Origin of the sequence: Klebsiella sp. C239, from assembly GCF_048822715.1 — a bacterium.
Lineage (GTDB): Bacteria > Pseudomonadota > Gammaproteobacteria > Enterobacterales > Enterobacteriaceae > Klebsiella > Klebsiella quasipneumoniae.
On the sequence record NZ_JBMEZK010000003.1, the window covers coordinates 371,477 to 384,628 of the forward strand.

10 protein-coding genes are annotated in these 13,152 nt (G+C 59.5%); 3 read left to right on the forward strand and 7 right to left on the reverse strand.

The genetic code is table 11. From position 1 onward, the window contains the following. Nucleotides 1–38: 38 nt before the first annotated feature. From ACOI6Z_RS10640 to ACOI6Z_RS10650, 3 genes are all read right to left on the reverse strand, one after another. Entirely contained in the window at nt 39–2,768 is a 2,730-nt protein-coding gene (locus ACOI6Z_RS10640) for a sigma 54-interacting transcriptional regulator (protein WP_420687284.1), read from the reverse strand. 96 nt (nt 2,769–2,864) lie between these two features. Next, nucleotides 2,865–3,899 (reverse strand): DUF2157 domain-containing protein, encoded by a 1,035-nt coding sequence (locus ACOI6Z_RS10645; RefSeq protein WP_065812425.1) that lies wholly within the window; start codon nt 3,897–3,899, stop codon nt 2,865–2,867. 344 nt (nt 3,900–4,243) lie between these two features. Then, the gene (locus ACOI6Z_RS10650; protein WP_065812424.1) at nt 4,244–5,110 is read right to left on the reverse strand and encodes a helix-turn-helix transcriptional regulator; all 867 of its coding nucleotides are present in this window, start codon (nt 5,108–5,110) and stop codon (nt 4,244–4,246) included. A 108-nt stretch (nt 5,111–5,218) separates the two neighbouring features. Here ACOI6Z_RS10650 and ACOI6Z_RS10655 point away from each other — a divergent pair, with 108 nt between their 5' ends. Beyond that, nucleotides 5,219–6,646 carry an MFS transporter gene (locus tag ACOI6Z_RS10655; protein ID WP_048296961.1) on the forward strand — a complete coding sequence of 476 codons (1,428 nt, stop codon included), beginning with the start codon at nt 5,219–5,221 and terminating at the stop codon, nt 6,644–6,646. 70 nt (nt 6,647–6,716) lie between these two features. Beyond that, a complete protein-coding gene (locus ACOI6Z_RS10660; protein WP_032454965.1) occupies nt 6,717–7,961 on the forward strand; it encodes a mechanosensitive ion channel family protein in 1,245 nt (414 codons plus the stop codon). A 2-nt stretch (nt 7,962–7,963) separates the two neighbouring features. Here ACOI6Z_RS10660 and ACOI6Z_RS10665 read toward each other — a convergent pair whose 3' ends face one another. Next, nucleotides 7,964–8,944, reverse strand: a complete 981-nt coding sequence (locus ACOI6Z_RS10665) for a LacI family DNA-binding transcriptional regulator (RefSeq protein ID WP_420687285.1) — start codon at nt 8,942–8,944, stop codon at nt 7,964–7,966. A 248-nt stretch (nt 8,945–9,192) separates the two neighbouring features. Here ACOI6Z_RS10665 and ACOI6Z_RS10670 point away from each other — a divergent pair, with 248 nt between their 5' ends. Further along, nucleotides 9,193–9,609: an Exc2 family lipoprotein gene (locus tag ACOI6Z_RS10670; RefSeq protein ID WP_023288721.1), complete on the forward strand. Its 417-nt coding sequence runs from the start codon at nt 9,193–9,195 to the stop codon at nt 9,607–9,609. 33 nt (nt 9,610–9,642) lie between these two features. On the opposite strand, the gene ACOI6Z_RS10675 is transcribed toward ACOI6Z_RS10670, so the two are convergent. The 3 genes from ACOI6Z_RS10675 to ACOI6Z_RS10685 are packed head-to-tail and all read right to left on the reverse strand — an operon-like array spanning nt 9,643 to nt 13,040. Continuing rightward, nucleotides 9,643–10,794 carry a Gfo/Idh/MocA family protein gene (locus ACOI6Z_RS10675; RefSeq protein WP_130952887.1) on the reverse strand — a complete coding sequence of 384 codons (1,152 nt, stop codon included), beginning with the start codon at nt 10,792–10,794 and terminating at the stop codon, nt 9,643–9,645. A gap of 1 nt (nt 10,795) precedes the next feature. Next, nucleotides 10,796–11,818, reverse strand: a complete 1,023-nt coding sequence (locus ACOI6Z_RS10680; RefSeq protein WP_130952886.1) for a sugar phosphate isomerase/epimerase family protein — start codon at nt 11,816–11,818, stop codon at nt 10,796–10,798. 16 nt (nt 11,819–11,834) lie between these two features. Then, nucleotides 11,835–13,040, reverse strand: coding sequence for an MFS transporter (locus ACOI6Z_RS10685; protein WP_072096478.1), 1,206 nt, complete (start codon nt 13,038–13,040; stop codon nt 11,835–11,837). Nucleotides 13,041–13,152: the final 112 nt, after the last annotated feature.

Below are 13,152 nucleotides of genomic sequence, written 5' to 3' on the forward strand. Positions count from 1 at the left end.
GCCAGCCCCGGCGTAATTCTCCGGGGCTGCGTTGAGGATTACCAGCTAAAACCTTCAATACGTAATTCAAAAATATCGTGAATATAGCCAATTTCCGCTACCGGCAGCGCCACGTTATAGAGTATTTTCAGGCGCTGGAACGAGTGATTGACCATGGCAATAAATTCGCCATGCTGGCGGGTAAATTGCTCAAGATCTTTATAATGGCTAATTTCATTACGCATTACCAGACGCTCAATCATACAGCTGAGATGCACATATAAACTGATAATTAAGTTATTATTAAAATGAAAACCAAGCGTATTTTGCCACTCAGCGATAATGGTTTCGATATGACCCATGGTTTTTCCGGCATTCAGTATCGTCAGAGAGTTGACAACGTTATGCAGCGAAAACTCACGTACCATATTTTTATTAATCAGCGCAATTTGCTTTTCATTAAGATAGCCGCTTAAGAGCTGACTCAGATGTCGATGCCCCTGCTCGCCAAGTAGTTCCTCAATGCCAACCCAGGGCACTCCGGCCAGCTGCGGGTCGTGGGTACCCACGACCGCAATAACTTCATACTGGTGGAGCAACGATACCGCCGTACGACTGTTTTTTAAGCGCGTATACTCGCAGGCGATGATGTTAATATCAAAATCGTTGAGCAGGCTCTTCTCCATCAGATTTTTAAATTTAAATGCGGTACCGATACCTGTAATACAGGTCACCAGCAGCGCACGCTCTTTTTTTTCTGCGGGCCAGAACACATCCCAACGCGACTGATTAAGCGGCACGATCTCTTCGGCGATTTGTTCGATGTTTTTTTCCAGCGCGATCTCGCTGGCAACATTCAGCGCCATGCGGGTCGTGACGTTATCCACCACCACCAGCGGGCCGTTAATCACCGACAAAAGCGCATCGGCAATCTCCTTTGTGTAGCCCATATCAATAAGCACCATCACACCCGCACGCGTGTCCGTATGCTGGAGATAATCAACCACGGCGCGACTGACGTCGCTGAACGCCACCTCCATCGGCATATCCATGGCCTGGTAGATCTTCTCGCCAATCAGGCGGTTGGCAACGCCGGCAATGCTGCTGGCGGTCGAATAACCGTGGGCGATTATCAGCGCTTTCACTTTTCCGCCGCTGGTCGCATCGATAGCATTACTGACAATGGCGGTAATCGCCAGACGGTCAAGCGTATCGATGAGCAGATCGTATTTGTTATTGACGACATCCAGTAGTTTCCCCGCGATACGCTGCGCCAGCCCCGCTGAGGACTCCAGCCAGCGCTGCATCACCAGACGCGCGGGCTCGGCAACGCTGCGCGGCGCCAGAGGAAGGCTGGTCAGGTAGCGGCCAGTAAGATAGGCGAATTCGGCATTCAGCTGGAGATCGTAATTGGCGGCGATCGCCTTGCCCACATCCTCAATAAAGCGCAGCCGCTTGTCCTGAAGAGAGACCGCGCTCTCCTGATTCATCAACGCATCGAGATAGAGCGTCACGTTTTGATAAATGAGCTTTTCAAAGGTCCGCACGCTAATATTATCCTGAGCCAACTCCTCGCACAGGCTACAAATATTTTCCGTTAGCCGTTGGTATTCATGGTGACGACCAGAAAAAAGAGGCAGCGCATCGCCATCGCGGTAAATCATCACCCGCTCGCTATTTTGCTGAAGGGAAAAAGGCGCATCCGCCAGTAATCGGTCGGGCAGCAAACCCGCTTTTATGTGTAAAAGACCGCTATCACGTTCGCCAAATGTCCAGGCGCTGGCGCAAATATTGCGAATCAAATTTTCCAGCCCACCGACATTTCCTTCAAGCGTTTCACGCATTAGCTGGCTGACGATTTCGCCATCCAGCGCAAGATCGTGGTTCAAACGCTGGGCTTCACGGCGGAAAAAGTGGTGGATAAACGCCAGCCGCTCGAATTGGCCGCGTTCAGCGATCGGCAGAATTTTTACAATCACCGGAATACGGCGAATAAAGGTCGCCAAAAAGTGTTTTTCCAGATCCTCGGTTGAAGCAAAAATTAGCCGCACCGTCGCGCTGCGCTCGTCGGTGCTCTCCCCCAGCCGGCGCCAGCTACCGTTATCCATAAAATGAAACAGCTTTTCCTGACCTTCGGGCGGCAGCCGATGAACCTCATCGATAAACAACACCCCGCCGTTGCTGGTCTCGATAAGACCAGGAACGGCTTTATCGGCGCCGGTAAAGGCCCCCTTCGCATGACCAAATAACTTCGAGGTCAGTAGTTCTGGATTATTCGCGTACTCGGCGCAGTTAAATACGGTAAAAGGCGCATCGGCAGGTAAAATACCTTCATCTATTGCGTAGTGCCAGAGCTGGCGAGCTAGAAAACTTTTCCCGGTGCCAGTAGGGCCCCGCAGCAGCAGCGGCAGACCTGCGCCAGGGTAGCTGATGGCAGCCTTGCACTGGCGCAATGCTTCCTGCAGGCTGCCCTGCGCGCCAATCAGCTGCGCCAGACTATCCTGACGCTCCGCGCACAGCGCCTGAATGGAGGCGTATTCGCCGTGCCGAACCGCCAGCCGGTGACGATCGCGCAGAACGGTAACGGGTAAAAACAGCACCGGGCGACCGTTCACTTTGACCACCCGCTGCTCGCGATGAAGATTATTCAGATGATGGCTGATGATGCTGCGTTTTTGCTTCAAGCTATCGGCGATGGCCATAGCGTTAAACTCGCCCAGCGCTTCCGCCGTCAGCGCTCGCCCGGCGATCCGTTGTTCTAGCTGGCGAAAAATCGACTCCTTGTTCATCTCGCTCCCCTGTCAAAAGCGTAAAATTCGCTTATACGACAATTCGCGCAGGACGTCGCTGCCGCCAGCCACACTTCTTTAAAAGCGCTTAATTTTTCATGGTTTAACGTTCCCCGCGTGCCAGATGCGCTCGGCATAACGGCCAATTACCGCCAGCGAGACGGCAAGGATCAGGAAAAACAGCACCTTGTGCATCCCGTTCCAGAAAAACTCAAAGAAGCGGGTATAGAGATTGATCGTCAGGAAGGTTAACCCAAAGCCGCGCAGCATTGCGTCATCGGTTTTCAGACTGATAAAAATGCAGACGCCGGCCGCCGCGGCAAACAGCAGCCCCCACGGCAGGAGTCGCGCCTGGCTTACGTTGTACCAGCTGTCAGCGTCGTAATTGCCGAAAATCGACAGGATCCACAGCGCAATAAACAGATACGTGAGGCCCATCGCCTTGCTGACGGTAAACAGCTGCCGCTGGCGAAGCAGGGACTGCGCGCCGTAGCAGAGCGCCAGCAGCGCGCCGCCGAACAGGACGAAGCGAATCGGGTAGTTCATGCCCAGCCAGTAGGCGCCCCACCCCGAGACATAGCCGGTTTCCGCGCCAAACCAGTTGCCCAGCGCCAGCAGAAAAAAGAGCCACACCAGCCCGGAGCGGGCAGCATAGCCGATAGCGCCGTAAATCACGCATCCGGCCAGAAACAGCGGCGCGATATGGCCGCTGCCGTTATCCAGCCGTTCGCCAAGCTGCCATAGCGCCACCGCGGTAAAGACAACGCCCAGAAACAAAATCGCCTCGGTGCTGTAGTGCCACTGCGTTTCCCGCCGCTGGCGGCGAAAACCCCAGGCGTAGCAGGCGACAGCCAGCAGCGCAGGCAGCAGGATCCGCGTCAGCGCCGAGCGGCTGAACAGGCTCAGCAGCCACGCCACCAGTTCATTGTCGGCGAACAGACTGCCCAGAGCAATCAGCACGCAGGCCAGCGCGGTCCAGAAGGCATAGCGGCTCAGGCGCCGCCAGTCGAAGGGGGAGAGGCGCAGCGTTTGCGCCAGCCGCTGGCTGTCCGCCGGGGTTAACTCCCCGCTGGCCTGCCAGGCGTTCAGCGCGCGCTGAATAATGCGCTGCTCTTTTCGGGTTACGTTCATAGGCATTCCTTGAGACTGATGGCAAACCTGTTTTCGCTAATGTGCTCGCCTTTCTGCGGGTGGCAGTTGCGCCTGACCCGGCCTACCTAACCATTTATATATCAGATTGTTACCCCGCAACCTGGGCCCGCGTAAGCGCAGCGCCGCCGGGCATGATATCAGGCTCGATACCCGTCATATTGCCGGGTGGCGGCTGCGCCTGACCCGGCCTACGGTCCCAAATCACCGCCGGGCCTGGGGCTGCTGAAACTGCCGGTGTTGCGGCCTCAACATCGCTGAGACGTTCCCGGCCGGCCGGGCAATACCCGAAGTTGGCACATTGCCAGCCATCTGATTCCTTGTGATTAATGTTGGTCCAGCCACGCCAGCGCCTGCTCGCCCGCCTCGTCCATCGGCAGGTAGACCAGCAGGCGCGAACCGTTGCGCGGCGCCGAATACCAGTACATCTGCTGCAGGCTGAATCGCCCGAGCTGCGGGTGGTTAAAATGTTTAATCTGGTTTTCCACGCCGCGCACCTCGTAGCGCTGATGCCACAGCGCTTCAAACTCCGACGAGGCGGCGAAAAAGCGCGCCAGTTTGTTTTCCCATGCCGGATCGCCGCGGTGCTCGGCCATCGCGGCGCGGAAATAGGAGACGAAGGTCGGCAGCACATCGCGATTTTCGATCCGGCTGCGCCAGGTCTCATGGGTCAGATACAGATAAATGCAGTTGCGATCCTCTTCCGGGAGGATGGCGAAATCGATGCCCATCAGGCGGCAGAAGCTGTCGTTCCAGGCCACAATATCAAAGTTCGGTTTCTGAATACTGGCCGGCTGCGGCATCAGGCTGTCCAGCATTCGCCGGGTGCCGGGGCTGATGCCTTCGCATACCGTCACCTGGGTCGCTTCCGGCGGGGTCAGCCCGGCGAGCACGAACAGGTGCCGGGTCTCCAGCGGGCTGCACTGCAGGGCATTCGCTACCCCCACCAGCACCGCTTCCGACGGATTCACCTCCCGCCCCTGCTCCAGCCAGGTGTACCAGGTGACGCCGACGTCGGCAAGCATTGCCACCTCCTCCCGGCGCAGACCCGGCGTGCGCCGGCGGCCCACCCTGGGCAACCCCAGGCGCTGCGGATCGAGGCTCTCACGCCGGGCGCGCAGAAACGCCCCCAGCTGTTTGCGCCGATCGTCCGGCACGGCGAACGTCGACTCTCGTTGCGGCATCGTGGTCATCACCCCTCCAGCATGGTAGTTCCAGTACCAATATAGACAGGAACTGGTACCCGTTTAATTTATCGGTAATGCTACGTCGGTCTGCTGAATGACGCAATGGAGAACCCCATGAAAACGTCTGCTGTTTCACCCGGCCGCGCCGGTCTGTGGCTGCTGCTGGGCGGCCAGATGCTGCCGCTTATTGATACCTCGATCACCAATGTGGCGCTGGACGCCATCACCCACACCCTGGCGGCCAGCGCCACGCAGCTGGAGCTTATCGTCGCGCTCTACGGCGTCGCCTTTGCCGTCTGCCTGGCGATGGGCAGTAAGCTTGGCGATAACTATGGCCGCCGTCGCCTGTTTATGTGGGGCGTCGCTCTCTTTGGCATCGCTTCCCTGCTGTGCGGCATGGCGAACAGCATCAGCGCCCTGCTGGCCGCCCGCACCCTGCAGGGCGCCGGGGCGGCGCTGATTGTGCCGCAGATCCTCGCCACCCTGCACGTCACCCTCAAAGGCCCGGCCCACGCCCGGGCCATCAGCCTGTATGGCGGGATCGGCGGGATCGCGTTTATCGTCGGTCAGATGGGCGGCGGCTGGCTGGTATCGGCGGATATCGCCGGGCTGGGCTGGCGCAACGCCTTTTTTATCAATGTGCCGATCTGCCTGCTGGTGCTGGCCCTGAGCCGCCGCTATGTGCCGGAAACCCGTCGTGAGACGCCGTCGCGGATTGACTGGCAGGGTACTCTGTACCTCGCCCTCATCCTCTGCTGCCTGCTGTTCCCGATGGCCCTCGGTCCGGAGCTGCACTGGCCGCTGTGGCTGCAGCTGATGCTGGTGGCGGTCCTGCCGCTGCTGTTCGCCATGCGTCAGAGCGCCCTGCGCCAGCAGCAGCGCGGCGACCATCCCCTGCTGCCGCCGCGTCTGCTGCAGTTGACCAGCATCCGCTTCGGGATGGCCATCGCTCTGCTGTTCTTCAGCGCCTGGTCCGGCTTTATGTTCTGCATGGCGCTGACCATGCAGGAGGGGCTGGGGATGGCGCCGTGGCAGTCCGGCAATAGCTTTATCGCCCTCGGCGTGGCCTATTTTATTTCGGCGCTGTATGCCCCGCGGCTTATCGCCCGCTACAGCATGGGGCGGATCCTGTTGACCGGTCTGACGGTGCAGATCGCCGGGCTACTGCTGTTGTGCGCCACCTTCTCCCGCTTCGGCATCGCCACCACCGCCCTGACGCTGGTCCCCGCCACGGCGCTGATCGGCTACGGTCAGGCGCTGATCGTCAACAGCTTTTACCGCATTGGCATGCGCGATATCAGCGCCAGCGACGCCGGGGCCGGGAGCGCCATCCTCAGCACCCTGCAGCAGGCGACCCTCGGTCTCGGGCCGGCTATCCTCGGTTCGCTGTTCCTGGCGCTGGCCCGCCGCGGCGGCGGAAACTATCCGCAGGCGCTGATTGATTTTCTGCTGGTCGAGGTGGCCATGATGCTGTTGCTGGGGGCCATCGCGCTGTGGCTGCGCCATCATCTCAACCGACAGCCGGCGACGGCGGCGTCGTAATACCGGCGGCGGTAATTTGCATAATCGTTATCCAGCGGTCATCATACCCGCTGGATATTCAGGAGACGTTATGCAGGAATTAATATCGCAAATTGCCGCCTTAGGAATCGAAATAACCCCCACCCGCTCGCTGATGATTATCTTCGGCATTATCTTGTTCACCGCCGTCGTCGTGCATCTGATATTGCACAAAGTGGTCCTGCGCGCTTTTGAAAAACGGGCGTTGGCCAGCAGCCATCTGTGGTTGCAAATCATCACGCAGAATAAACTCTTTCACCGACTGGCCTTTACCCTGCAGGGGATCATCGTTAACGTGCAGGCGGTGCTGTGGCTGCAAAAAGGCAGCGAGGCCGCGGAAATATTAACCACCGTGGCTCAGCTATGGGTGATGATATATGCCATGCTGTCCTTCTTCTCGCTGCTGGATGTGATCTTAAAGCTGGCGCAGAAATTTCCCGCCGCCTCTCAGCTACCGCTGAAGGGGATATTCCAGGGAATTAAGCTGGTGACGGCGATTATTATCGGCATCCTGATTATTTCCCTGCTGATAGGCCAGTCGCCAGCGATCCTGATTAGCGGGCTCGGCGCGATGGCCGCGGTACTGATGCTGGTATTTAAAGATCCGATCCTTGGTCTGGTGGCCGGTATCCAGCTCTCGGCCAACGATATGCTCAAGCTTGGCGACTGGCTGGAGATGCCGAAGTACGGCGCCGACGGCGCGGTGATCGATATCGGCCTCACCACGGTCAAGGTACGCAACTGGGACAACACCATCACCACCATTCCAACCTGGTCGCTGGTCTCCGACTCGTTTAAAAACTGGAGCGGGATGTCGGCCTCCGGCGGCCGCCGCATTAAGCGCAGCCTCAACATCGACACCACCAGCATTCATTTCCTCGATGAACAGGAGCAGCAGCGCTTGATCCGGGCGAAGTTGCTTAAACCCTATATGGATTCGCGCCACGAGGAGATTAGCGCCTGGAACCAGCAGTATGCCGGGGAGCAATCGGTCCTCAACGAGCGCCGAATGACCAATGTCGGCACCTTCCGCGCCTATCTGCAGGAGTATTTACGTCATCATCCGCGCATCCGCCAGGATATGACCCTGATGGTGCGCCAGCTGGCGCCGGATGCCAACGGCTTGCCGATCGAGATCTACTGCTTCACCAACACCGTGGTGTGGGCGGAATATGAGGGGATCCAGGCGGATATTTTCGACCATGTCTTCGCCGTAGTGGAGGAGTTTGGCTTACGCATTCATCAAACGCCCACCGGCAACGACATTCGCGCGCTGACGGGGGCCTTCCCCCGCTAACCTCAGGCGCTGGCGCGGGCGATCACGCGCCAGTCCATCATCACCCGCTCGACGGCGGCGTCGGGATCGTCGATGCGTTTCATTAACAGATCCACCGCCGTGCGGCCGATCGCCCGGGAGGGCTGTTCAACGGTGGTCAGCTGCGGGGAGACCACTTCCGCCAGCTCGGTGCCGTCGAAGCCGATCACCGCGATATCCTCCGGCACCCGCAGCCCGGCCTGGTCAATCGCCCGCAGCGCCCCGGCGGCAAGGGAGTCCGATACGGCAAATACCGCGTCGGGCTTCTCATCTTGCGACAGCAGCTGCTCCATCGCCCGTTTACCGGCCGCCGCGCTAAGATCCTGCGCGTAGGTCACCTGCTGATACGCCAGACCATGCACGTGCAGCACGCTTTTATAGCCGCGCTCGCGCAGACGGGCGTAGCGATAGCTGAGGTCGTGATTAATGAGCGCGATGCGCCGGCGGCCGCTGTCGGCCAGCCGGGACACCGCCCCCTGGGCCGCCTCGACGTCGTTAATCCCGACGCAGGAGATGCTGCCGGTGTCGGCATACTCCGCACACTGCACCCAGGGCGCATCGCCAATCATGGTGGTCAGTTCCGGCAGGCTGGAGAGCGCGTTCATGGTGATAATGCCATCGACCATTTTGCCGGAGAGCAGCTGCAGGCCCGAGGTCGAGCGGGCCAGATCCGACCCGGAGTTACACAGCAGAATGCGGTAGCCGTTCTTTTCCGCCTCTTCTTCTATCCCTTTCACCACCTCGGCGCAAAAGGGGTTAGCGATATTGGAGACCATCACCAGGATCATATTGCTGCGGGCGGTTCGCAGCTGTCGCGCCAGCAGGTTCGGCTGATAGTTGCTCTCTTTGATCGCCTGCAGCACGCGTTCACGGTTTTTGGCTTTTACCGTATCGCTGTTGTTCAGCACCCGCGACACCGTGGCCACCGAAACGCCGGCCAGACGAGCAATTTTCTGAATAGACATAAACCCTGCACTTCCTGCGATAGAGGTGGATCCTGCAGGCTATCATAAATGACCTCTGGTTGGCCTGCCAGCCTGGCGCGCAAGCGCGGCTCAGTAAGACGGTGTCTCGGGAAACTATTAATAATCAGGGCTTCTCTCCCGCCCCGTTAACGCGCATCCTTTTGCCGTTTCATATGCTTATAAGCGCAGGAGGCGCAACAGACCGCCTGCGCCCCATTTGTGCTTTTATGATTAAGGATGATATCCCCATGAGGCTCTCCACCGCGATTCTCGCCCTCAGCTGTGCCCTGGTAACGATCACCGGCTGCACCTCGTCAAAATCGTCACCGGAACGCCACGCCTACGCGTTCGTCGCCCACCGCTCCGATTTTGTCGGCGGCAACTTCACCGTCAACCGTCAGGAAAATTACCGTTTAAACCTGCCAACCTTCACGGCGATGTACGCCCGCGGCCAGCAGGATAAAGCCGCTGGCATGAGCGAAAGCGACGCCCGCCGCACCGCCGAGGCCATCAAACAGCAGGCGGCGCAGGGCACCCGCACCGAGCACGCCTTTACCGGCAACGCCAGCGACAAATGGGATAATGCGATGGAAAATAAAGATGCCGTCCTGTTCGGCAATGAGCTCTCCGGGGCCTATCTCGACGGCTATCTTGGGGTGAAATAACCCGGCGGCGCGCGTCCTGCGCTCCGCCAGAATTCAGCGTTCGACGCTCACCCAGCGCTGCTGCTGATGGCTTTTGACGATCGCCTCGATGATGTACATCACATCGGCGCCGTCGTCGAAAGCGGCGAAGCGCCGGGCCCCGGCCTCCGGCATCTTCCCGGCGCGCACCGCCTGATAAAAATGGCCCATCATATTCTTAAAGGCGTCCGGCCAGCCCTCAATATGGCCGCCGGGGTAATGGGCGCTGTCAGCGATCTCCGGCCGCAGCAGGCTGGGGTCGTCGCTGAGCCGCCGATCCGACTGCTCGCGGTGGCCAATCCACAGCCGCTGGGGCACTTCCTGATCCCAGGCCAGAGAACAGCGGCTGCCGTTAATCTCCACCGCCAGACGGTTTTTCCGCCCGGCGCTCACCTGAGAGACCATAAAGCTGCCTTTGCTGCCATCGTCAAAACGCAACAGCACCGAGCCAAAGTCTTCGGTATCGACAGGCCGGGTTTCATATCCCTGCGCCTCTTGAACGGCGCTGAAGGTCGCTTTGCCATTCACTGGCGCTTTACGCGTCGGCCAGACGATAGACAGATCCGCCATCACCTCGACAATCCGCCGACCGGTCATAAACTGCACGGTATCGCACCAGTGGGAGCCGATGTCGGCCACCGTCCGCGACGCGCCGCCCTGCGCCGAATCAACCCGCCAGTTGTAGTCGGTCTCCAGCAGCATCCAGTCCTGTAAATAGCCGCCGTGCGCCGCGAAGATTCTGCCGACATCGCCATGGCGGATCATCGCCGCCGCCTGCTGGACCATGGCGAACTGGCGATAGACGAAGCTGACGCCGTGCACCACGCCGGCCCGGGCGGCAAGCGTCACCAGCTCCCGCGCCTCCTCCGCCGTCATACACAGCGGTTTTTCTGAGAAGACGTGCAGCCCGGCGGCGAGGATCTGCCGGTTAATCTGGGCATGCAGATGGTTCGGCGTACAGTTATGCACCACCTGCAGCCCCGGATGGGCCAGCAGCGCCTCCACGCTGTCGTAGGCATGGGCTATATTCAGCGCACGCGCCTTGCGCTGCGCCGCCTCAAGGCTGCTGTCGCACAGCGCCACCACCTCGATATCCCCCAGCCGCCGCAGCGCCTCCAGATGCGCCGGACCAATAAACCCTGCCCCAATAATCGCGACCTGAATCATATTATTCCCTCCCGCCGGCGGCAAAGTCATCGAAGGCCCGCCCGGCAACGGGAATGATATGGCGACGAATAAACTCGCTGCCCTCGCGCGCGCCGGTCTCGGCGTCCTTCAGGCAGCACTCCCACTCCAGCACCGCCCAGCCGTCAAAATCATATTCGGTCAGCTTACTGAACACCCCTTTGAAGTCGATCTGCCCGTCGCCGGGAGAGCGGAAACGGCCAGCCCGCTGCTGCCAGGGCTGATAGCCGCCGTAGACGCCATTGCGCCCGTTGCGGCGAAATTCGGCGTCCTTGACGTGAAACGCTTTAATACGCGAATGATAGATATCGATATAGGTCAGGTAATCCATCTGCTGCAGATGCAGGTGGCTCGGGTCATAGAGCATATTGCAGCGCGGATGGTTATCCACCCGCGCGAGAAAACGCTCAAAGGTCACGCCATCATGCAGGTCTTCGCCGGGGTGGATCTCGTAGCAGACATCGACGCCCTGCTCGTCGAAGAGGTCCAGCAGCGGCCGCCAGCGCCGGGCCAGCTCGGCAAAGGCCTCATCCAGAAGCGGCTGATTATGCGGCGGCCATGGATAAAAAAAGGGCCATGCCAGCGCCCCGGAAAAGGTCGCATGGGCCTTCAGCCCCAGGCGACCGGAGGCCACCGCCGCCTGCTTGACCTTCGCCACCGCCCAGCGCTGGCGCGCCTGCGGATCGCCATGCAGCGCCGCCGGAGCAAAGGCGTCAAACGCCGCGTCATACGCCGGATGCACCGCCACCAGCTGTCCTTCAAGGTGGGTGGACAGCTCGCTGATCGCCAGCCCATGCTCCGCCAGGACACCGCTGACCTCGTCGCAGTAGGTCTGGCTCGCCGCCGCCCGATCGACATCGAAAATCGCCGGGTGGTTGCAGGGGATCTGCAATGCCTTGTACCCCAGGCCGGCGGCCCACTGCGCCACCCCCTCCAGCGTGTTGAACGGCGCCTGCGGGCCGATAAACTGCGCCAGAAAAATGCCCGGTCCCTTAATCGTTTTCATACCCCCTCCTGAAAAATTAGTGCGGCTCTTTCTCGTTGTACTGGAAAGAGAAAAGGAAAATCAGCGCGATAACCGCGGCGGCCACCGCCGGGATCCACCAGAAGGTCACCCAGGCCTGCGGCACGCTCTGCCCGGCCACCAGATGGTTATACAGTGCGCCGGAAATCTGCGAGCCCAGCAGCATGCCGATCCCGTAGGTGAACATCACAATCATGCTCTGCGCCTGGCCTTTGACCTTCTCGCCCGCCACGCGGTCGGTATAGATAAAGCCGACGACAAAGAAAAAGTCATAGCACACGCCGTGCAGCAAAATGCCGAGATAGAGCAGGAAGCGCCCCTCTTCGCTGACGCCGAGGGCGAAAAAGGCATAGCGCACAAACCACGCCGCCATGCCGATAAGCAGCATGTATTTCACCCCGAGGCGACGGAACAGCAGCGGGATCACCAGCATAAAGACGATCTCTGACATCTGGCCGAAGGACATCGCGGTGCTGACATCCTTAACGCCGGCATCCGCCAGATACGACGCGGTATAGGCGTAATAGGTGCCTAACGGCACGGAAATTAAGGTGGCGCAGAGGGAGAAAATCAGGAAATGGCGCGTTTTCAGCAGCGCGAAGGCGTCCGCGCACAGCAGATCGCGAAACTGAACCGGCATGCCTTTGGCCGGCGCCGGGGTGTGGGGCAGCGTCAGGCTGTAGATCGCCAGCGCCACCGAACAGAGCGCCGCCAGGGTGAAGATGCCGGTGGTGTCAGAGATGCCGGTCACCCCGATGCAGATCCCGGCGATAATCCAGCCGATGGTGCCGAACACGCGGACCACCGGAAAGGTTTTATCGACGTTAGCCAGGCTGTGGAAGGCGATATTGTTGGTCAGCGCCAGGGTCGGCATGTAGCACAGCGTATAGCCGAACAGCAGGCCAATCAGCAGCGCGCCGTTCTGCGCCACCAGCGCCTGGGGGACAAACCACAGGATCGCCGCCCCGGCCAGGTGCATCACCGCCATCACCTTCTGCGAGGCGAAAAAGCGATCCACCAGCATCCCCAGCACAAAGGGAGACAGGATGGAGGCGATCGGCCCGGCGGAGAACGCGTCGCCGATCAGCAATGACATCTCATAGCGGGTCATGACCAGCCCCAGGGTCACCGACCAGCTGCCCCAGATAAAGAACTGCATAAACATCATTAACGACAGCCGCGGTACCAGAAAACGGTGGCTCACGCGGACACTTTCCCGACCTTCTGTTGTTGTGACCATGTTGCTCGCCCTCAGAAAAGTAATCGATTACAAAATCGCTCAACACAAAAGTAATCGATTACAAAAAGAAGATCGC

Bases quoted from the DNA above. Each gene is read 5' to 3' on its own strand.
- ACOI6Z_RS10645 (WP_065812425.1), bottom strand. From the start codon at position 3,899: ATGAACGTAACCCGAAAAGAGCAGCGCATTATTCAGCGCGCGCTGAAC.
- ACOI6Z_RS10650 (WP_065812424.1), bottom strand. From the start codon at position 5,110: ATGACCACGATGCCGCAACGAGAGTCGACGTTCGCCGTGCCGGACGAT.
- ACOI6Z_RS10655 (WP_048296961.1), top strand. From the start codon at position 5,219: ATGAAAACGTCTGCTGTTTCACCCGGCCGCGCCGGTCTGTGGCTGCTG.
- ACOI6Z_RS10675 (WP_130952887.1), bottom strand. From the start codon at position 10,794: ATGATTCAGGTCGCGATTATTGGGGCAGGGTTTATTGGTCCGGCGCAT.
- ACOI6Z_RS10665 (WP_420687285.1), bottom strand. From the start codon at position 8,944: ATGTCTATTCAGAAAATTGCTCGTCTGGCCGGCGTTTCGGTGGCCACG.
- ACOI6Z_RS10680 (WP_130952886.1), bottom strand. From the start codon at position 11,818: ATGAAAACGATTAAGGGACCGGGCATTTTTCTGGCGCAGTTTATCGGC.
- ACOI6Z_RS10640 (WP_420687284.1), bottom strand. From the start codon at position 2,768: ATGAACAAGGAGTCGATTTTTCGCCAGCTAGAACAACGGATCGCCGGG.
- ACOI6Z_RS10670 (WP_023288721.1), top strand. From the start codon at position 9,193: ATGAGGCTCTCCACCGCGATTCTCGCCCTCAGCTGTGCCCTGGTAACG.
- ACOI6Z_RS10660 (WP_032454965.1), top strand. From the start codon at position 6,717: ATGCAGGAATTAATATCGCAAATTGCCGCCTTAGGAATCGAAATAACC.